General features: G+C 43.9%; 16 protein-coding genes and 1 pseudogene. 10 read left to right on the top strand and 7 right to left on the bottom strand.

Features of this window, described 5'->3' with window-relative positions:
- The 4 genes and pseudogenes from F6J99_RS01095 to F6J99_RS01080 all read right to left on the bottom strand — a co-directional run.
- Window positions 1–3,066 (bottom strand): annotated as a pseudogene (locus F6J99_RS01095) (hypothetical protein); the annotation flags it as partial.
- Between the two features lie 387 nt (window positions 3,067–3,453).
- Window positions 3,454–5,940: a putative baseplate assembly protein gene (locus tag F6J99_RS01090; RefSeq protein WP_293111340.1), complete on the bottom strand. Its 2,487-nt coding sequence runs from the start codon at window positions 5,938–5,940 to the stop codon at window positions 3,454–3,456.
- A 14-nt stretch (window positions 5,941–5,954) separates the two neighbouring features.
- Window positions 5,955–6,311 carry a GPW/gp25 family protein gene (locus F6J99_RS01085; RefSeq protein ID WP_293111339.1) on the bottom strand — a complete coding sequence of 119 codons (357 nt, stop codon included), beginning with the start codon at window positions 6,309–6,311 and terminating at the stop codon, window positions 5,955–5,957.
- Window positions 6,312–6,355: 44 nt separating this feature from the next.
- Window positions 6,356–7,186, bottom strand: a complete 831-nt coding sequence (locus tag F6J99_RS01080) for a phage baseplate assembly protein V (protein ID WP_293111338.1) — start codon at window positions 7,184–7,186, stop codon at window positions 6,356–6,358.
- A gap of 759 nt (window positions 7,187–7,945) precedes the next feature.
- Between F6J99_RS01080 and F6J99_RS01075 the strand changes: the two genes are divergently transcribed.
- From F6J99_RS01075 to F6J99_RS01050, 6 genes are all read left to right on the top strand, one after another.
- Window positions 7,946–8,581, top strand: a complete 636-nt coding sequence (locus F6J99_RS01075) for a hypothetical protein (protein WP_293111337.1) — start codon at window positions 7,946–7,948, stop codon at window positions 8,579–8,581.
- A 31-nt stretch (window positions 8,582–8,612) separates the two neighbouring features.
- Entirely contained in the window at window positions 8,613–8,915 is a 303-nt protein-coding gene (locus F6J99_RS01070) for a hypothetical protein (RefSeq protein ID WP_293111336.1), read from the top strand.
- Between the two features lie 89 nt (window positions 8,916–9,004).
- A complete protein-coding gene (locus F6J99_RS01065) occupies window positions 9,005–10,090 on the top strand; it encodes a hypothetical protein (protein ID WP_293111335.1) in 1,086 nt (361 codons plus the stop codon).
- Window positions 10,087–10,902, top strand: coding sequence for a phage baseplate assembly protein V (locus tag F6J99_RS01060; RefSeq protein WP_293111334.1), 816 nt, complete (start codon window positions 10,087–10,089; stop codon window positions 10,900–10,902). The genes F6J99_RS01065 and F6J99_RS01060 overlap by 4 nt, the downstream gene beginning before the upstream one ends.
- Before the next feature lie 476 nt (window positions 10,903–11,378).
- Window positions 11,379–11,813, top strand: a complete 435-nt coding sequence (locus tag F6J99_RS01055) for a hypothetical protein (RefSeq protein WP_293111333.1) — start codon at window positions 11,379–11,381, stop codon at window positions 11,811–11,813.
- Window positions 11,813–12,544, top strand: coding sequence for a Uma2 family endonuclease (locus F6J99_RS01050; RefSeq protein ID WP_365972382.1), 732 nt, complete (start codon window positions 11,813–11,815; stop codon window positions 12,542–12,544). The genes F6J99_RS01055 and F6J99_RS01050 overlap by 1 nt, the downstream gene beginning before the upstream one ends.
- A 328-nt stretch (window positions 12,545–12,872) precedes the next feature.
- Here the strand turns inward: F6J99_RS01050 and F6J99_RS01045 are convergent, their stop codons facing one another.
- Window positions 12,873–14,870 carry a DUF4157 domain-containing protein gene (locus F6J99_RS01045; RefSeq protein WP_293111332.1) on the bottom strand — a complete coding sequence of 666 codons (1,998 nt, stop codon included), beginning with the start codon at window positions 14,868–14,870 and terminating at the stop codon, window positions 12,873–12,875.
- A gap of 238 nt (window positions 14,871–15,108) precedes the next feature.
- Here F6J99_RS01045 and F6J99_RS01040 point away from each other — a divergent pair, with 238 nt between their 5' ends.
- The 4 genes from F6J99_RS01040 (at window position 15,109) to F6J99_RS01025 (ending at window position 18,223) form a co-directional block, all read left to right on the top strand.
- Window positions 15,109–16,530, top strand: coding sequence for a DUF2252 family protein (locus tag F6J99_RS01040; protein ID WP_293111331.1), 1,422 nt, complete (start codon window positions 15,109–15,111; stop codon window positions 16,528–16,530).
- 141 nt (window positions 16,531–16,671) lie between these two features.
- On the top strand, window positions 16,672–16,989 hold the full coding sequence (locus F6J99_RS01035) for a hypothetical protein (protein ID WP_293111330.1): 318 nt from the start codon (window positions 16,672–16,674) through the stop codon (window positions 16,987–16,989).
- Between the two features lie 120 nt (window positions 16,990–17,109).
- Window positions 17,110–17,955, top strand: a complete 846-nt coding sequence (locus F6J99_RS01030) for a YdcF family protein (RefSeq protein WP_293111329.1) — start codon at window positions 17,110–17,112, stop codon at window positions 17,953–17,955.
- A 43-nt stretch (window positions 17,956–17,998) separates the two neighbouring features.
- Window positions 17,999–18,223 carry a hypothetical protein gene (locus F6J99_RS01025; RefSeq protein WP_293111328.1) on the top strand — a complete coding sequence of 75 codons (225 nt, stop codon included), beginning with the start codon at window positions 17,999–18,001 and terminating at the stop codon, window positions 18,221–18,223.
- A 166-nt stretch (window positions 18,224–18,389) separates the two neighbouring features.
- Here the strand turns inward: F6J99_RS01025 and F6J99_RS01020 are convergent, their stop codons facing one another.
- Together F6J99_RS01020 and F6J99_RS01015 are read right to left on the bottom strand one after the other, a co-directional pair.
- Window positions 18,390–18,617: a ferredoxin-thioredoxin reductase variable chain gene (locus F6J99_RS01020; RefSeq protein ID WP_070393314.1), complete on the bottom strand. Its 228-nt coding sequence runs from the start codon at window positions 18,615–18,617 to the stop codon at window positions 18,390–18,392.
- Between the two features lie 229 nt (window positions 18,618–18,846).
- A complete protein-coding gene (locus F6J99_RS01015) occupies window positions 18,847–20,841 on the bottom strand; it encodes a protein phosphatase 2C domain-containing protein (RefSeq protein WP_293111327.1) in 1,995 nt (664 codons plus the stop codon).
- Between the last annotated feature and the right edge of the window lie 185 nt (window positions 20,842–21,026).

Here is a 21,026-nt window from a genome sequence, read left to right as displayed (position 1 = left end):
TCTATTGTTCTCATATCGGAATACTCCCCCTGCTGTCCCCGCTAAGATCATGGGGATCTCATCTTGTAAATAGCTAGTCAGAGCACGGACATCAGTATTTGTCAAGCCATTATTCAGAGGGCTCCAGTTAGTGCCATCATGTTTAAAGACTCCAGCTACTGTTCCTGCCAATATGATGCGGGAGTCACCGTCTGAGTAACATTCCAGAACTTGGATACTCTGTTGGGAAGCGTCGAGCCACTGATTGCTTCCCAGTTCTAGACGCGACACTCCTGTTGCGGTTCCAGCAAATAGGGTTTCCCTATGGGCTTCCTGGTCAATTAACAAGTCATTAACATCAGTATAGGTCCACAGTTGAGTCAAATTTGCCCAAGTTTTGTCACTCAACAACGACTGACGGACAACCCCTCCTATTGGAGGAATTTTGGCTCGCATTTGCTGGCCACTAATAATAATTTTCCGTTCTTCTTCCAGTCCTGGGACGACTTTATCTAACTCTATGTTATCCCCTTCCACTGGCAGTTTTGTTCGGTAGATAATTTCTTCGTACAGTTTTAAAGCTTCACTTTGGGCTAAAACTACAGTTTCGCGGTACTTGTCCCCTCCAAATGCTCTGAGTACTGCTTGAGTAGTTTCGAGTTGAATCCGGGTTAGTTTACCATTTTCGCCAAACTCATTGCGCAAAACTGTCCCTACGCTCTTAACTTTATAAGCCTGGCTACTTTCTTGATGCTTCAATACCACCCAACTATTTGGGAAAATATTATCGTAGATATCATTGAGATCGACATGTTGCTGATTTGCGATCGCAAACCCTGGCCAGTCCGTTGTATGGAGGCTATTAAACCAACTTCCTGCGAATAGCTTTTCTTGATGGGCTGCATCAAAATAGCCTACTATACTACGAATTTCCTTATTTATCAATCCATTATTGATTTGTTCCCAGTTTACCTGAAGATTACTTGTGTCAGCTGTGTCAGCTGTGTCAACTGGGTTAACTTGGGAGTAAAATACACCACGGTCTGTCCCTGCGTATATATAATAATTGCTGTCTTGCTTAGTCGCTATACTCAGGGAATAGACAGTAGTTTTATCGGTCAGATTTTCGTTGTTAATCTTCTGCCAAGTTACAGGATCAGCATAAGGATTGTCGCAGATAAATACCCCTGTGTTTGTTCCGGCAAATAGATAGTCTTGATTGTTGATTTTAGCCGCAACTAGTGAATATACACTTTTTTTATCGTTCAGCGTGTTGTCGTTAATCTTTTTCCACAACTCAGTGTCATTTTCCTGGGCACGAAATACACCCTGGTCAGTCCCAATAAAAATATAATTTGTAGTAGCTTCTGTTGTAGTCCCTTCTGTTGTAGTAGCTTCTGTTGTAGTAGCTTCTGTTGTAATAGCTTCTGTTGTAGTAGCTTCTGTTGTAGCTTTGGTAATTATCGCGATTGAATATACAATCGTGCCATTCAAATCACTAGGGGGGGAGTCACTTACTGTATTAAAATCCTCCCAGCTTCTATGATTATCTTTGGACTTAAAAATGCCATATTCAGTACCCACATAGATGATGTTATCATAAACAGCAAGACAGCGGATAATGCGGAGAATACTGCTGGGCAAACTGGTGGTTATGGGCGTCGATGTTTCTGTTGTTTGAGCCCCATCGCTGGTAGGTGTTTGAGCCCCATCGCTGGTAGGTGTTTCAGCCGCTTCGCTGGTAGGTGTTTGAGCCCCATCGCTGGTAGGTGTTTCAGCCGCTTCGCTGGTAGGTGTTTGAGCCCCATCGCTGGGAGTTGTTTGAGCCTCTTCGCTGGGAGTTGTTTGAGCCCCTTTGCTGGTAGTTGTTGTAGTTAGTGTATGTTGAAAAATAATCCCCTCACTACCTATTTCTACCCAGCTTTCTCCCTGGTCAATGCTTCTAAAAACATTCCCGTCGGTCGCCCCTGCAAAAATATATCCTTTCTCACTAACTGCTAGGGAGTAGATATCAAGATTTGTTAAACCTTTGTTAATCTCTACCCAATTTCTGCCTTCGTCCTTAGAGCGAAAGATGCCATTATGAGTTCCGACAAACAGACTACCAGTGTTTGGCTCGCGCACCAAAGCCCGAACATCAGCGTTTTTCAACAAGCCTGTAGAAATTGACGTCCACTCCTGCTCGTCAATATAGTTAAAAACACCACCGGTGTCATCACTGTACAGGCGTTGCTCCTCCGGACTCAATTCATTCCATTCGGGAGCCTCGCTACCAAATAGAGTGACTTGTTCCGGTAAAGCAAACACTTGGATCTCCCTGCGGGGTTCCCAACCCAAACCTTTTTCCCAAGCAACAGTGGTGTAATCTAGTTCCTCATCAGTCTCTACTGCGGTCAGGTTAGTATAAAGACTTTCAGTGTAAACATTTTCAGAAGATTTTACTTCCTCTTCTACTATTAATAGAGGCTCGCCCTCTTCCAACTGAGTTTCAGTACCCGATAGCTTGAGTGATACGGTGTCTTCGCTTATTTCTGGTGGGACAATTTCTGAAGGTATATGGGGTTGCAGTAAATTCCACGCCCCCCGCATTTCCAAGGTTTCTACAGTCTCAAATACCTGGGGTTCTTCATTAGCTATGGGTACGCTTTCGACTGTAACTCCCTCGGGGACTTGGACAATCTCCGGTACATCCTCTGACTCTTCGATGGTAAAAGCTAGATAGGTACTGGCAGCCACACCCGGAGCTAGTTCGTAGCCCACCGTCCGACTCAGTTCCAGTAACGATAGTCGCTCGGTTGCCGTGTTCACGAAGCCTTCATTAGCGATCCGTTCTTGGTAAAACGTCAGCACTTCCATCACTGCCGCCCAACCATCTAAAAATGCGATCGCAGGATCATTGTTGTGGCTAACGGTCAGTTTCCCTAGGGGTCGCGAACCATCCTTTTGATTAGGGGGGGTTGTCTGAGTATGCAACCCAGCTTTCATCCGCTTGAGGCTATCATCATGCCTAGCAATTCGATAAGAGAGGGCTGTCAGCCCTGGTGGATTGTAAATTGCTTCTGGTTGGTTTTCTGGTGTTGATGTCAAGTCGCTTTGCTCCAATTCAAAATTAAAAATTATTAATTCAAAATGACAATCAGTGGGGGCTTACGCCGTCGCTTTGCTCCAATTCAAAGTTCAAAATTATTAATTCAAAATGATTCGGACAATTCTTAATTTTTATTTTTTATTTTTTATTTTTTATTACCCGGGGGGGCTTCCATAATTAAAAAATTGCCAAATTTATGATTTTATTTATTTTGAAGTTTGAATTTTGAATTTTGAATTACCACTAGGGGTCATATAGCAATCCTAAATCATTTGTAAAATCACTGGACTTATTAAAAACTAGCTCTAACTCTGGTATCGTATGCCTTCTGCCTTCTGCCTTCTGCCTTAAAACAGCCCATTTATTTCACGAATCAGATAGGATTGCTATACGCCCCCCTCTAATTCAAACTCGATCAAACCATACTCTGGAGTATAAGGATTATTATCCACTCGCACAATGGACAAGGTATCAGTGGCGATTACACCTCGGTTCAGTTCATCCTGAGGTGTCCGACCCCAAACCTGAAAACGGCTAACTTCAGCCCGATACACCCCATCAATGTCCATCGTCTTCTTAATAATACGACTTAGGAAAACGGGTTGACCGAAGGTGAAGTTATCTGGATGAAAAAAACCGCGCCTGCCACTCTTGTAATCTTTGTTGCCAAAGGTTTCCTGAAGGGCGCGTCTGATACTGTTTTGGAAATAGCCATCTTTAAGTGTTACCTGTAACACTATATCCAAGGGAACCAAGGTCGGTTCGACAATCTCTAGGTCGTGACCCATCAATCGGAATGGATTGATATAATCGCGCAATTCCTGCTTAAAGGCCTTATCGATCGGTTTGCCCTCATAGCGATCGACCGCAATAAACATAGTGTACCAACTACCAGTCCAGCGCAGTTGGGCAGCAGCCTTTTGCACCTCCGGGTAACGTTGCATTACTTCAACATAGTCTGCTTCTGTAACGCAGCTCTGACGAATGCGGAAAGCCTGAGGGGCATTCAGCCGGGCCTCGGGGATCGCTTCGGGGTCTATACCACCTTCGGCAGCTAAGGGGTTGTAAATTTTAGCAATTTTCCCAACCAGTTCTACGTAGTAATTGCTATCGTGGGTGATCAGATAAGCGATCGCCTCTCGACCCACATTACCCGCAGTACCGTTACCACTGCGGTAGCTCGCTTTCATGGTCGAACCGGCTAGGGGGGCTTTACCCAAATTTCCGTCTCCAAAGCGCAGGTGAGCTGTGCGATCGCTCTCCATTTCCACAACAAAATCTGAAGCAAACTGATTGCTATTCAAAAGGTCGGGTCGTACATGCCAGGTTTCCCAATCACCACTGTTACTAGCAGAGGATTCTAACACCAATGCTGGTACAGCGTTTTGAGGGTTTTGCTGTAATAGTTGTGCTGCGGGCTGTTCTTTTGCCTGTTCGTGCTTGTAAACTTCGCTGTAGGTTAAATCACTTTTAGACAATTGGGGGCGATACTCCCCCGATGCCTGCACGTTAGGCATGTTATTGTCTTCCTGACTTTTGCCGTGATCGGCAAGTACAATATTACCCCGGGCGACGCTGAGGGGGCTAGTAGTTTTCGGACAAAAAGGTTTAGCCACGCACAGAGAGAATTGGAGTGCATCGGGAAGAGCCCATTCAATCTCAGTCAATGGCACTGCTGTATTATCTGGTGGGTCCTTAAATCTACCTCCGATCAGGTCTTCTACCTGAGAATTGACCATAGTCAAACGCACCACCTGACGGTGCTCCGGATTACCGTCTTCCCCCGTCTGCGGGTTTTTTACCTCTTCGAGTAACAGTAGGTCACCTTTTTGCAAATGTTTTAAATGTCCTACTAATGTTGCTTTTGTAGTACCTTTTTTTAAGTAAAACTCAGTTGCCCCCCAAGTATAGAACTGAATTTCATTGTGTTGTGATCGCAGTTCCAGGTCGTGTAGGGTTTGAAAAACCTTAGCCCCCTTTTTCTTGAGCACCTCTTGGGCTTCACGGGAATCAGACTTTAGCACTGGCTGCAATGTCGATGCACCCGTAACGACCATGGAGTCCTTGTGGAGCATCACTGGCTCCATCCCAGAGTGTAATTCCAGGTATACCCAAACCCGAGCATTACAGCCTTCATGCAGTACGTAGTCTACCAAACGGCAGTGGCGACGGATAGAAATTCGTTGTCGAGCTTTACTCAGGTAGGCTTCTGTTGCCACTGCATCCTGATAATAGCTGGCTCGGTCAGCAGTATAAGCTAATATTTCTGTTAAAACTATTCCAATATCGGCTGGATTGCGCTCTCGCCATTTAGGCATTACCACCGATAGGCGATCAAGTATCAATTGGCGAAAGCTGCTATAGTCCTTAGCCAGATAGGTAATTTCGATGGATTCCTGAGTTTTCAGCTCTCCAAGTAGCGGCTGTTGCGGATCAATTTTCGTCGAGATCTGCTCCGGTATTCGGAAGCCAAAGCTCAGCTCCTCAAAGAATCGATCTAGGTATGATATATTAATCAGTTTTAATTGATAGGAATTGCTCTGCTCCTCACTATCATCTGATTTCAACTGATGCTTAACCTTGAGTTCAAGCTTATTACCCTCTGTGGGTTGTGGTTTTTCCTCCGTGGGTTCTAGCAACTGAACATCACTGCTAACCACGCCACCTTTGGTAATTTGGATATTACCAAAACTTACTTTTTCGGGAGCCACCTTTTTGCCCACTAAATCTGGTGCTGCAGGAATGAAATAGACTAGCAGATTCCACTCGTCTTCAGTATCTTCTAGCCACTCAACTTGGATATAATCAAGCCCGATCTGAATCGGATGAGCGCTCACTGCCATCCGTCGTTGATGTCTGAATTCGCTATCCATTACTGTACACCCCTTTATTCTCCCTGCTCGAATTTAGCCACTTCCCGTTGCATATTTCGTCTAATTATATAGACTACTGTCACAGTTAACTTGGTATCTTCAGTTTCTACCTGTAGTCCTTCTACATGGATCAGTTCCCCCAACCATTCCTGTAAAGAACTTTGTACCATCAACTCAACAGAACTAGTGAGGTCTTGGCTATTAGGAGCAAAAATCAACTGCATTAAACCCGTGCCAAAAGTAGGGCGGTTGACTCTTTCTCCCGGCGTCGTGAATAGCACTTGCTCGATCATTTGACGGATATGTTCTGGCCAGTCCGCTTCTGCTACTCGCTTACGTTCGTCAATTTCAAAAGGATAAGCAATTTCCATTTGTTAACTCAATTTTGTCTAATTTAAATCTTATCACTAAATACTTACATTACTTCCAGTGCCCCGTTATTAACGTTTACTTTCACCTGAGATAGGTTAATTTTTGCGCCACCACTTGCCTTGACATCTATAGCAGAATTCACTGCTATTTCCGAGCCATCATTACTTATTTTTATCCCAGAGGAAGCTAGTTGCATCTCTGATTTACCGTTCTTTAGCTGAATACCGTCGTTGGTCAATTTCGCTGTAGATGATTTTTTCTTTAATTCAATCCCCGATTCCTCTAGTTTACCTTCAGCACCGTCCTTCTCCTTTAGTTGAATCTGCTTAGCCGTGATATCCACTCCTGTTTCCTGAGTTTTCAGCTCTAGCAAATCTTCTGTTAATTTTAAAAGCGTTTGCTGATCATGTTTAATTTCAATTCCCTTCTTATCTAAGGTCAATTTAATAATTTTTTTTGCATTTTTATTATCTTTTTTAGGTAATTTAATCTCCAAGGTTACCCCTTCTTTTTTAGTCCGCCTACTCAAGATTAAAATTAAGTCTTCCGTCTTAAAAACTTGAATTTCAGCAGGATCTCCATTTTGTTCGTAAGCAGCCAAAACTTCTTTAGGCACTTCCTCATTGGTCCAGAAGCAACCTGTCCAAATCGGGCGATCGCGATTCCCTCCCTCAAATTCCACCCAGATGTTGGCACCTTCTGGTGGTATTGTAAACATCCCCATATCTTTGCCCGTGTATGGCAAGCAAGGCAGAGCCCAGTTTTCGTTGTCTGCATCTAAAACCTCGGGAACAATTACTTGAAGGCGACCGAGCTTCTTGGGGTCTTGATTTTTTTTGACTTTACCCCGGTATTTCCCAAAAAAATCTGTCAAGTCGCTTCGCTCCAATTCAAAATTAAAAATTATTAATTCAAAATGACAATCAGTGGGGGCTTCCGCCGTCGCACGGGCCTTTAGTCACGCTGCTCAACGCGCTCCCTATCAAAGTTCAAAATTATTAATTCAAAATGATTCGGACAATTCTATATTTTTAATTTTTAATTGTGAATTTTTAATTACCCGGGGGGCTTTCAGAATTCAAAAATTGCCAAATTTCTGATTTTATTTATTTTGAATTTTGAAGTTGGAATTTTGAATTACCACTAGGGGTCATCGCTTAATAGGACGATAAGGAAGCCAGGCTTCCCAGTAAGTAGGTTGACAAGTTAGAGGATATCTCCCAAGTTTTTTGATATTGAATTTTGCCCCCCTAGCCCCCCAGCGAGCAATCCCTCGCTGGGGGGAACAAGAATCATTTTGCTGGTAAAAGTCCCCCGCCCCCCTAACCCCCCAATTCTGGGGGGAATTAGCGGATGCTTCGCTTTTTTACAGATGGGGATTTAGGGGGCTTGGATGTAGCAAATGAGACTTCTCAGACAACCTCTTAGAAATACTTCCAATTTCTTGTAGATTACCATATCCTTAAGATATGATGAGGGCTGCTTCATAAAACAGAACATAACGCCATCTTTCTAAATAACTAGTAATAGGATAATCGCGCTAAATACGTTAAATAGTAGCGTTGCAACTCAGGGTAGTAAGCTGGTGCCGATGAAGGTAAAATAGATGGCAGTTAATCCATAGAAAAACTCTATGAGCGCATTTCCCGGTTCCCCACGTACTCTCAAAGGGGCGATCGCCTCAATCGATCCCTTGATTCCCCTACCCAAGGTGATCGTTTTCCAATATAATCCAGAAACGATGACACGCTCGCTGACATCCCGAATAGCGAGTAATGAGCAGCATGAGTCAACAAAAATTAACCTACCACCAGAAGAAAAAATCAGTCTGAAAATAGAACTCGATGCCACCGATCAATTGGAAACAGCAGATGACACAGCCGTTAATTTGGGCATACATCCCCAGTTAGCGGCATTGGAAACCCTAATATATCCGATGAGCCTGGAGGTGATCGCTAAGGAGGCTCTGTTGCTAGCAGGAACGATAGAAATATTACCCAAAAGTCCTCCCCTAACGGTGTTTATTTGGGGAGTGAAGCGGATTGTACCAGTACAGATTAAGAGAATGGACATAGAAGAACTTGCCTATGATGTAAATCTCAATCCGATCCGCTCGGAAGTTAGCCTAGATATGCAAGTACTCAGTTATAGCGACTTAAAATTATCAAGCAAAGGTGGTACTATGTTTATGGGTCATCAAATCGCGAAGGAACTGATGGCTGCAATGAAGATGGTTAACAGCATCAGTGGATTAGGACAAACGTTTTGAGACGACATTGAGACGATAGCTAAAGATACTTATGTTTGACGAAACAAGCCGTTACTACTATTTAGAAACCGAAAAATTCACCAACCCAGACGGTAGAATAATAGCCTACAAGCGCCGACGGTTTCTGCCCCAGAGTGAAAAGCTACAGTTGCAGGTAGAATTGACAGTAACTGAAGGCGATCGCCTTGATCGGATTGCCAATACCTACATCGGCTCTCCAGAAATGTTTTGGCAAGTATGCGATGCCAACAATACCATGAATCCCTTCGAGCTCCTAGAACCCCCGGGTAAACAGATACGGATCCCGCAGCCCTATGTTATTGAACCTATGTAACAATTTTTTTTAGCCCCAAATAGAAAAATAAATGGGAAAAATAAATGGTCTTCCTAGGCGTACAATTAACGATTTTAATCGGACCAACAGTGCCTAAACCAGCATCTCGCTTGCTCCTTGAATCCCTGACTAGTGTTGAAGTAACTAATAGGGATACTGAGCGATCAGGGTTTCAGATAGTCTTTTCGGTCAGTCCCAGCGGGAAGTCAGATTTAGATTATCCCCTACTAAAGCAGGTAAAGCAGTTTAACAGGGTTGTCCTGGTGGTGACCTTCAATGGCAAACCTCACGTTCTCAGCGATGGTATAATTACCTACCTGCAACTACAACCAAGTACTCAAGCGGGTGTCCCGTCAACGATAACTGTGACTGGAGAAGATGTCAGTGTGATGATGGATATGGAAGAAAAAATAGAAAAGCATCCATCCCAGAATCAAACGGCGATCACCACTAAAATTATTGGCAAGTACGCCAAATACGGTATTATTCCCAAAGTAACGCCCCCTTCAGGGGATAAACCCCCCTTGCCTACGGAATATATTCCGATCCAGTACGGTACAGATCTCGAATACATTTTGGAAATGGCAGAGCTCAATGGCTATGTATTTTTTATTTCTCCCGGACCAGTGCCACTGACTAATACCGCCTATTGGGGACCGCCTCCGAAGTTGGGTGTCCCCCAGTCAGCTTTATCGGTGAATCTGGGGTGGCATAGCAATGTGGACTCGATTAATTTTAAGTATGACGGACTGGCGGCTAGCCAGGCATCTGGAGAATTGCTGGACTGTAAAAAAAATCAGCCCAAGCAGGTGAAATCTGCCAAGACCAAGAGTCCGTCCCTGGCTAGCACTTCAGCCTTGAAGCAGCCCGTAGTGCGGAAGCGCTTGCTGCCACCTCAGGGATTAAATCAGTCCCAGGCTAAGGCTGGGGTTCAGTCGATCACTGATAGGTCTCTTGGCAAGGTACTTACAGTTGAGGGTGTGCTGGATGCCCAGAAGTATGGTAGCCTACTGAGGGCAAGGGGTTTAGTTGGTTTGCGAGGGGCTGGCAAAAGTTTCGACGGACTTTATTATGTCAAAAGTGTGACTCATAATTTAGAAATGGGAAAGTATAAACAAAAGTTTATTTTGACCCGTGAAGGTTTCGGGACAACTGTTCCGGTAGTAATAGTATGAATCAGTTCTTTGGTAAATATCGCGGTACAGTAACGAATACGAAGGATCTAAACAAGCGCGGTCGCCTTGAGGTGAGCGTACCGTCAGTCTTGGGAGATCAGTGCTTGTGGGCTGAACCTTGTGTTCCTTATGCAGGCAAAGATATTGGCATGTTTGCTATCCCGCCGAAAGGAACGGAAGTTTGGGTAGAATTTGAGGGTGGAAATAGAGAGCGCCCAATTTGGACAGGCTGTTTCTGGTGCCCAAATGAACTGCCTAAAAAAGCAGCTGAGGCGACTACGGCGGGGGAACCAGAGAAGTTGCAGATGTTTAAGACTCAAGGGGTTACGATATCCGTTAGCAGTCTCAGTAAAGGTAAGAAATATTTGTTACTAGAGGTGGCTAAACCAGTGGTGGATAAGCCCCTGAAGGTACTATTTGATGAAAATGGTATAGAAATCAACAATAATAATAAGACGACCGCTAAATTGACGGAAAAGGCGATCGAGTTGAAGAATGGAAAGGACTCTATAGTTACAATAACCGAGGAGAGTATTAAGCTGGCGGAAAAGCAGGTAGAAGTAGAACTGAATAAAGATAAGATTAGATTAAAGAAGAGTAAGTCAATTGCGGAGTTAACAGAAAGTGCGTTTAACTTAGAGAAGGATAAATCGAAAGTACAGCTATCAGACTCAGGGGTAAAAATGAGTAAGACCACATCGGCAGTGGTGGAAATAACATCTTCAGCAATTAACTTGAAGAAGGGTTCAGCTAGTGTCGAGTTGTCGGGTAATAAAGTGAATCTGAACAAGGGGAGTCATACGACAATGTGAGGGGAGTTCAAAATTCAAAATTCAAAATTCAAAATGCTTATAGCGTTTTTCGTAGCTATTAGGTACAAATTATTTTTTCCCTCTTGCTTGCCTCTTGCCTCTGGGAGCAGGTCAAATTTGCTGAAACATTAGTACTATTTTCCAGTAGAGCAAGCAATTACCCATGAGGGGGCTATAGATAATGTACAAATATTCATCCAGGACTAGCTCCCCTTCAGACCTATTACCTATTACCTATTACCTATTACCTATTACCTATTACCTATTACCTATTACCTATTACCTTAGTACAAATGTTCTGCATAAGTGACATGCTCCCCTTGCCTCTTGCCTCTTGCCTCTTGCCTCTTGCCTCTTGCCTCTTGCTTGCCTCTTGCCTCTTGCTTGCCTCTTGCCTGCTCCCTGCTCCCTAAAACCCAGAGATTTCTACTTCATAGAAATAAGAATTGCTAGAAATAGTTTTTTTGTAGTGCTTAATGGCTGATTTTATTCTAATTACAGGGGATAAAGCCATGTTTAACCCTACCTTTGGGGCAGCAACTGTGGTGCCCCAACCGGGTACCCTGGTGGGTTCTGGCAAGGACACGATTAATGGCAAGCCTGTGTGTGTGGATGGGGATGAGAAAAAAGTGATAGTACCGGGTTGCATGTATATGACTCCAGTGTACAGTATACCAGGGGTAGGTACTCTCACAATTCAATCCCTGGGAGGCAATCAAAAAGCTAAAAAAAATAAATCTGGTGGCAAACCAGTATTGCTCAAAGGCAGCACGTTCACTGCTAAATTTCAAGTAATGACCCCAGCGCAGCAACCACCAAAAGGTCCAACGCCACCAATTCCCGACGCTACTCCCCAATATTCGGGTACTGGCATGTTTATTACTACTAATCTCAAAGTTAAAGGTGCCTAATGATGTCTTCACAGCCCTTACCATTAAGCTCTGAGTTCCCACCCCCTCGACATTTGCCACCGCTAGAAAATGGCGATCGCTTAACTTCCCGGGAATTCGAGCGTCGTTACAATGCCATGCCAGAACTAAAAAAAGCCGAACTGATAGAAGGAATAGTTTACATGGCATCGCCCCTACGTTTTCAACCTCATGCCCAACCCCACGGACGTTTAATCACCTGGCTGGGAGTTTATCAAGCTGCTACACCCCAGGTACAAATGGGCATTGAACCCACAGTCCGTTTGGATAGGGACAACCAACCGCAACCCGATGGCGTATTGCTAATTAATCCAGAAAGTGGGGGTAACTCTACCCTAAGTGAAGATGGATACTTGGAAGGAGCGCCAGAATTATTGGTGGAAATAGCAGCTAGTAGTGCGGCGATCGATCTGGGAGATAAGAAGCGTGCTTATCGGCGCAATAGCGTACAGGAATACATTGTTTGGCAAGTCTTTGAACAAAAAATTGATTGGTTTAGTTTAAACGATGGTGATTATATTTCCTTGTTACCAGATCCTGATGGCCTGATTTGCTCTCAAGTTTTTCCCGGATTGTGGCTGGATGCGCCAGGGATGCTCCAAGGGGATCTGCAACGGGTTTTGCTTTCCTTGCAATCAGGAATTAATTCCCCAGAGCATCAAGCCTTTGTCCAACAGTTAATGGCACGGCAGCAACAACACGGGAATGGTTAATGAAATAAATCAATAATGTGACTCTAGATAACATCATCAATATCTCGTGGAACAGGAATCTTGCCTGTCATAATCTATTATGTATGTGTTTAAACCCTACAGGCGCACACCTATTCCATTATTTAAAATAATACCACAAAATCCTGATCTTAGGGTGGGCATTCTCGACAATCTTCCTCCGCAGCGATATCTCTCATCATCATGCCCACCATTATCTGTATGGTAAGCTGCTGTGGTGGGCAAAAACATCTCTACATATCTGTTCCTTTGTTGATGCTCGGAATTTTGCCCACCCTACAAACTTTCACCACGGCTATATTGCTTTCTTTCACCACGGCGACCAACCGCCATACCGTTTTCCATCATATATTCCTCCATGAATTACCTGTACATCAGTAGCCCACTTCTGTTGAAACGTCATCGCGACTGCGCTACATGAATTGCACGTTGCTCTATCGGTCTTCAAGCTTATTTTTCCTATTGACTGATAAGTGTTTATGCCTCGCTTTCGTAAATCCTTTGTTATGCTATAGTCTAGATGATTAAATATCGCTACCTCCGAATCATTGGCACGATCATGATGATCTATGAATGTTTGGAAGTTACCACTATACGTTTTCAATGTTGATGCCACTTGATGGATTACTTTTCCGCCGTTGTCTGGGACACTTATTTGATGCTCACTATTATATTCTCCACTCCTTCCTGCATAGCTTCCTTCATATAATAACCACCCTGGATTACGTCGTTTGGTATCAAACACTTTTATTTCGTATTTTAGGGTTGCGTAATTTCTTTTTTTGTCTTGATTATCGTCGTATAGTTTATTCTTTATTTGGTTTTGGTGCTTTCCGGAAACTTCTTCTCCGTAGGATACTGATGCCAAAGGTTGAAGGGTTTTTATATTATTTGCATGATAATATATGAGTTTTGGATCATATCGGTTATAATGCTTAGAATTGTATACGTGTTCCAAATTGTATACGTGTTCCCAGCGTAACTTGTTTTCCACGAGCTTTTGTAGTGCTGAATTATCTAAGGACTCATAAGCTTGTATTAACTTTATCCTCTTGTTTTCCACTGCTTTACGCCCCCTGGTATCCTCGGTCTTATCATATCCTAGATGATTGTACCTTTCGATAAGGTCGACATAATCATAAACTTCTCCAATATATTCCGCGAGCTTCTTTTCGGAGGGAAACTCTTTTTTTAGCTCCATTAGGGGTATTATCACCTCCGTTGCATTCACTAGTTTATTCAATATATTCTTTCCCGTTTCGCTACTCTCTTTGAAGAATCCTTCTAGATCTTCATATTGAATCACATCCTCGACATTACCTTTTGAATAAGTATTTCCTACCACTTGTTTTTGCAGTACCCCTTCATCACCCTTTCTTCTTGATTCTTTGGCTTTTCCCTCCTTAACCTCCTCCTCTACCTTTTTTGGCTTTTCTCCCTCCGCCTCCCTCTTATGCAATCCTCTTTTCCCCATCACTTCCGCCTCCCTCTCCAAACCCCGATCACCATTCACCCCAACCCCATTCACCTCCATCGTCGGTCTCACCCTTCCCTGCATCTGCTGCACCACATGCCACGCCTCGTGAGGCAGATGCCGCTTCTGTCCCGGTGCCACCTCTATCCCCAGACCTTGGGTATAAGCATGGGCATTGAGTTGGGCGGGTTTGGGAGAGTTGTAGTTTACGCGCACCCCTGAGAGGTCATAGCCAGACAGACTTTCTATCCCATCCTTAAGGCGATCGGGCAACCCGGTCTTGTTTTCTGGTTTCTTTTCTTCCTCCTGGCGCTGGATTGGGGTTTCGCGTCCGCTCATCCCTCCTTCTCGTGGGGCTACCGGTATTCCCTTTGTCCGTTGCTGTTGCACCAGCCCATGTCTTCCCATCGTCGGCGGATTCACCACCTTTTCCTCTCCTACTGCTTGTGTTGGGAGTTTCCCATGCAACGTCTGTGATTCGGTTTCCTCTTCTCGTCGATTGGGCTCTTTGGCTTTTGCCTGCCATGGGGAAGGATTAGTTGAGTAATTCCTGACGGGTATCTGCGTCAAGTCGATTTGATTAGTTCGCACTACCCAATCAGGTGTGTTGTTTTGGGGTGTCTTCGGTAATTCGGGTAGCTGTCGCACTCCACTTCTTTGGAGGATCCAGTCATCTTGATTTGTTCGTCGTACCCAATCAGGTGTGTTGTTTTGGGATGTCTTCGGTAATTCGGGTAGCTGTCGCACTCCACTTCTTTGGAGGATCCAGTCATCGGAACCCTTCTTTTGGGGGGACTCATTGCTTCGACGAACATCATATATTTTACGAGTCATTTTTTGTATTATTCTCTTATAATTCTATTTTTAGTGTACTAAGACTTACGGAACTGGAACAATTAATGGTGGGGCTAGACTATGGCGAAGGTATATAGAGGTTTGAAACCTAATGAGGTACACATAATTTTTTCCCTATTGCTAGCATGCCTATTGTCTATTCTCTGTAAAGCAAGTAAGTTCTAAACATAAAGAAATGTAAACGAAGATTAACGTAATTTTCAGTTGATTGAGTTGAATGATGAAGACTTGTAAACAACCAGTATATGTGAGTGCGATCGCAATCCTACTTTTACTGACTAACGTATCCTGTTCCTCCCCCGACCGACCGGAACCCCCAATGAAAACCAAGGATCGTGCAACGGTAGTCGTGAAAACGATTCAGGAGGCAAACACTGACATTTCCAAGCAAGATCGAGAAACTAAATATTGCAAAATGGCTTGTTCTGAATTTGTCTTCTACCGTGGCACTAACCAACTATTTTGGAAAGATTTCGCTGAGAATAGCCGCCTCAAGGATTTTGGAAATGCCAAAACCAAGATTTGGTTATCGGGAGATATGCATGCCGAGAACTTTGGGGCATATGAAAATAATCGAGGGGAAATCGTTTACGCACTCGATGACTTTGATGATGGCATTATCGCCGATTACCAATATGATGTCTGGCGCATGGCAGCTAGTTTAGCATTGGTCGGTCGTCAGAATGGTTTGTCTGCTGAGGAACAAAACAAGGGGATTGATGCCTTCAGTGAGTCCTATCTTGATACTATGGCCTCCTATCGCGGTAATGATCGTGAACTGGAGACTTACTTCACTAAAGACAATACTTATGGGAAGTTGGATGACTTCCTAGAAGAAGTGGAAGCCAGCGAAAGCCGCCAAAAAATGTTGAAAAAATGGACAGAACTGGATGGAAATCAGCGTCGCTTCAATCTATCCAAGGTTAAGTTAGGCAAACCTACTGCTTCCGAGCGACAGGATATTCAGAATGCGATCGCAGATTATAAGAAAACGTTGACAAAAAAGTTTAAATATGATAAAGACTACTTCCGAGTCAAAGATATTGCGCAACGTTTACTGGCTGGCACTGGTTCCTTAGGAATACCCCGGTATTATCTCCTGATTGAAGGCGAGACGTCTTCCCAGAAGGATGACCGGATCTTGGACATTAAATTCCAATCTTCCCCTACTGCCTATGATTACCTGAGTCAGGAGGAACGGGAAAAGTATGATAAAAATTTTAACAATGAGGGTCAACGTCATGCTTTAGCCTATCGAGCCTTAACCAAGCACACCGATAATCACCTGGGCTGGATGAAACTAGGGGATGGGTATTACTCAGTGCGAGAGCGATCGCCATTTAAGGAAACCTTTGATACCACTGAGCTAACTAAAGAGAAACGCTTTGTTAAGCTAGCTGAACAATGGGGTCAAGTATTGGCAACAGCTCATGCACGAGCTGACAAAGATTTTGATGCCACCTTAGTGCCTTATTCCATAGACAAACAGGTGGATGAGTTGACTGACGGTCGCCACAAGGAGTTTCGGCAATTGGTAAGGGAAGTGGCTTTGACTTATGCTGATCAAGTTGAGAAGGACTATGGTTACTTTCTCGAAAAGCTGAAACCCAATAGCTGCTCTAGGGACAATTGTGACTAATCGTTTTAGTTGAATTGGCTTTGGTAGAATGTAATGCGTTGAGATGGCAGAGGGGAAAGGTTCAATAACAGGATAAGCGGCAAAGGAACCTATAACCTGTAAACTACAAACAAAACAACTATATACCTTAGATTGAATCAGATGAATGGTAAGAAAGACGGTTTTTTAAGCGGGCTTCAAATTTTGGTGTTTTTTATCTTAGCCCTTGCCTTGCTGGGATACGACATCCAATTTAGCTTACTATTTGGTGGCATCGGCGCTTTAGCCGGTGGTTTGATAGTTGACTGGTGGCAGCACCCAGACAAACCCAGGGACTCACAACCTCAGCAAGCAGAGTATAGCGAGGAGCTTAGTTCTGACTTAACTGGCATCCGTTTAGCTGTACAGGAACGAAACGCTAGAGAAAAGAGGCGCTCAGAAGGGTCACTTAATCCTATTAGTAGATTTTTTAGACGTTAAGCAATAGGAATTAGTTATTGCTTATTGGTCAAAAGAAAATACCAAGATATTTAAGCTAGGGCTAATCTAGAAGAACTTGCTTTGGATTGAGTACTTTCTGACTTAGAACTAAAATCTAACATGTTTCTATTTCTCTCAAAGCTATTGCCACTCTTTCTGTACCCCTTGGGCCTGGCTTGTGTGCTACTGGTAGTAGCTTTGGTAATGTCCTGGCGCAACCCTCGCTGGGTACCGATACCCGTGGCTTTGGCATTAATTGTATTGTTGGTCTCAAGTAATACTTGGGTAACTAACAGCTTAATACGCTCCCTGGAGTGGCAATATCTTCCTAGGTCAGAATTACCTGAGGCTGATGTAATTGTGATCTTGGGGGGAGCGACCAAACCACCTTTTCCACCACGACCTACTCCAGAAGTGGATGAAGCAGGCGATCGCGTTCTCTATGGTGCTCAGCTATACCGTGAAGGGAAAGCTCCCTGGGTGATTCCTGCTGGTGGTCGGATTGTTTGGGGTTCCAGTAGTAATAACTCTAGCCAACGACTTTCTTCCCAAAGTGCTCAATCCTCACAACGGTTGGCCCCTGAATCAGAAGACATGGCACAGATATTAGAAGACTTGGGTGTTCCGAGAAGCGCTATCATCCAAGAGTCTAGGTCTTTAAACACTCACCAAAATGCGGTCAATGTGCGCAAAATCTTGGATCAGCGGGATTTGCGCAAGGTATTATTGGTAACTTCGGCCATGCATATGCCTCGTTCTGTTCTAGTATTCCGGCGTCAGGGTATTGATGTGATCCCAGCACCGACAGATTTTCTAGTGTCCCAACATGAACTGGATGAACCTAGCACCAGTACTCAAGCTGCGTTGCTACATTCTCTGCCAAATGCTGATCAATTGTCTAGGATTACCCGTGCTATCAAGGAATACATTGGAATAGTAGTTTATCGCATTCGCGGTTGGGTATGACATTATTGCTGAATTATTATGCTTGATGATTTTTATAGTTACTATGCCAGAAGAATACCAACGGATTGTCCCAGCACCACCACCAGCAGCCGATATGTTTGCTACTTACCAGCTAGCTTATGAGTTTAGCCAAGAAGTAGAGCATCGACAAGAATTTGAAGACTATTGCCAGTGGTATTATTTGACAGCACAAAGCAATCGAGAGGAATTAGAAAAAATGCGCGGTGACATCAACCTTTTTGGTTGGTTCAGTCGCCGCAAGTCCTAGATTAGAATAAAAGATGGTTTAAAAAATTCAATTCAACACGGATAGTAATAGATATCAATAGATACAGTAATAATCTAACTTTATCCTATCCGTGCAGACCTGTTTAAAAATCCCTGTGATGCCAATAATGATTGACTTTTATAGTATTAGTTAATAATATAACCGCCTACGGTATAATTTCTAGTTCATCTTCACGGAAGTGAACTTTTTTAAATTTTTTGTCAAACTTGACTTGTATTGGTAAATTAGCGCTGACTGGCCTACCTTGCCACTCAGTAATTATTCCGGTAACTTCCCCTTCGAGACCTTTAATATCAAAAGGTTTATTCCTGTGTTCGGGATGGGTATATACCACAACTGATTCTTTGACTCGGACGCGATCGCCAACTTTCATATGATAAGTAACTCTAACTATTATACAGACATCCCTTACCTAAGCTAGGGTTGGCTCAGGCAACCTTCTTATTGTCTCACAGAGTGGGTTGTTTACATTGAGCACAGTTGTGAGCATAAAAAAAATTTAGGTTTAATGGCATTAGTTCCCTGGTCTGATGCCGATGATTCTTGGTTAAAATTCTAAGAATAGATTATAATGTAAATTTTTTTCACCCTTAGTGTCACCCTTAGTTATCTGGGAGCTCCTGCTCGGTAGGTGAAGACTCTGGTAGATTTGGATCCGGTGATGGCAAAAAGCGATCGCGCATTTTTTGGAAGCCCTCAGGAGCGAGTACCCATTGAGTAGCCAGTAAAATAGCACCAGCCCCAACAAGTATACCGACTACCCCCAGCAGCCCAAACAAGGCTCTAATCCAATCCCGGTATGAGCGGGTGGTTTCAGGTTTCTTGTCATTGGTTGTAGTTATTTCCGCTGGTAGTGATGGAGTCAGAGCAGTTTGCTGTTCCAGATTAACCACCTGTAGTTCTTTGGAGCTAGAGATGTCTCCCAAATTTAGCACTGTCGGATATTGGGGAGAGACAGCACAGTATGTTAGCACCACCGAAATGTCATCTTGACCATTATGTTTAAACCCTAGCTCAATTAAAGACTCAGCTGCCGATTCGACGGAAATTCGGTGGCTATTGACTTTTTGCGGTAAATCTCGACCAAATTTTTCAATCAAGTTGTTGTTGCTCAAGCCATCGGAACACAGCAGCAGCAAACCATCTTCTTCCACAATAAACCGTTGCACAGTCGGACGAAGTAATTCAGCTTCCTTTGTCCCTAAGGCTTGAGTGAGTGCTTGTGCATCAGATCGCTGCAACGCTTGTCGATAAAGACTACGACCAAGCCTGACCTCCCGAGTAGCTACATCATCATCCACAGTTAGCTGCTGGCAATAGTCAGGAGTAAGCCAGTAAGCACGACTATCTCCTACACTAGCGATATATATTTCGTGACCATTGGTTTTCCCTTCTGGTGTATTCACCATTTGGGGAAGTTGTAGCGCTAGGGTTAAGGTCGTAGCCATGCGACGCCGGGATTCTCGTTCTTGTTGATCGTTACGAGAAGAAATCATATTATTGGCAACCCGGATAATTGCTGATAGATTTTCGGTTACGAGTTCTGGTGTCATCAGCTCCGGATCTTCGTTCAACTCAGCCAGTAATGCCCGAACCTGTAATTTAATCGACTGTAGTGCTAACTGACTAGCAATTTCCCCGCCTTCGTGACCACCAATACCATCACAAATAATCGACAGGTGGGGAATCAAGGGGTCTTGGGATTGCTCTGGGTCTTTAATCAAGTCAGCCTTAGTAGGATAGCAACTGTCTTCATTGTGGCTGTGACTTGAACCAGTTGCGGTGATACCAGCAATTTGTAAGCGTAACGGCTGGTGAGCAGCTTGCTCAAGTAATAGGTGGTTAAGTTGGGATGCGATCGCAGTTAAGGAGGGGTGTTGAGTTTGCAGGTGTTGGGCAATAGCTTGTAGCGGATCCGCCACAGACACTGATGCTGTGCGACACCAAGCTTCCCAGCACTCTCCTAGCTGTTTAAGACTAGCATCCACAGAGGGTTCACTTACAGAAGTCGGTTCCGCAGGGGAGTCTCGGGAAACCAATGTATCAAATCCCCTATCCTCTAGACCATTAGAACCTACAACTGGTGATATACTCGTATCAGCCATGGTATCCCGATATAATTCCCGTAGTCGCAGCCGCCACCCTTGAACTCGCAAATTAGTTGGCACTAACAGGCTAGAAGCCACACCCAATTCTGATAAGGGTATCCATAATTCCCAAATTTGCCAAAGCCAATAGACTTGACGCACTGCGGTAGCAGATGTCCACATCGACTCCATTGAGGGATATAAGTTGCCATTGGGATCAATCGGGGCATTTTCTAGCAAAATGACTACATCTTGACCAGGTGTAGAGATAAAATTCCGTTGCTGTGGCAACTGGCATATCCCATAAACCTCTGGCACATGGAGGCAGTGGGGATACAAGCGTAGGTAAGGAAGGATATGGCCGTTGAGTTGTTCAGGAAAATCCGGTGGCAGTTCTGGCTGCATATCCTGCCAAATTTGCGGGGCAACTACCTGGTAGCGGTCTGCCACTTGTTCTCCAACTGGTAGCTCTACGGCAGCAGAACCCACTGCCCAAAGATAACGATCCACGGCTAATACCTATGAAGTTAATTTACGGCTATACGGTCAAATTCTAGACGGCTGAGATAAATTAGAAAAAGGAGTGTTTGAGCTTTTAAACATTTTCTCTCAAAGTTGTCTAGTAGATTCAAGAAAATTAACATAACTCAGCAACGAGCGATCTTTGTCTGAGGTTAGACAAAATAAAGTAGAGT

It is taken from the genome of Moorena sp. SIO4G3 (assembly GCF_010692305.1).
GTDB classification, from domain to species: Bacteria; Cyanobacteriota; Cyanobacteriia; order Cyanobacteriales; family Coleofasciculaceae; genus Moorena; species Moorena producens_A.
Note: the sequence above shows the minus strand (reverse complement) of the source record. Positions and strands in the feature narration are given on the sequence as shown.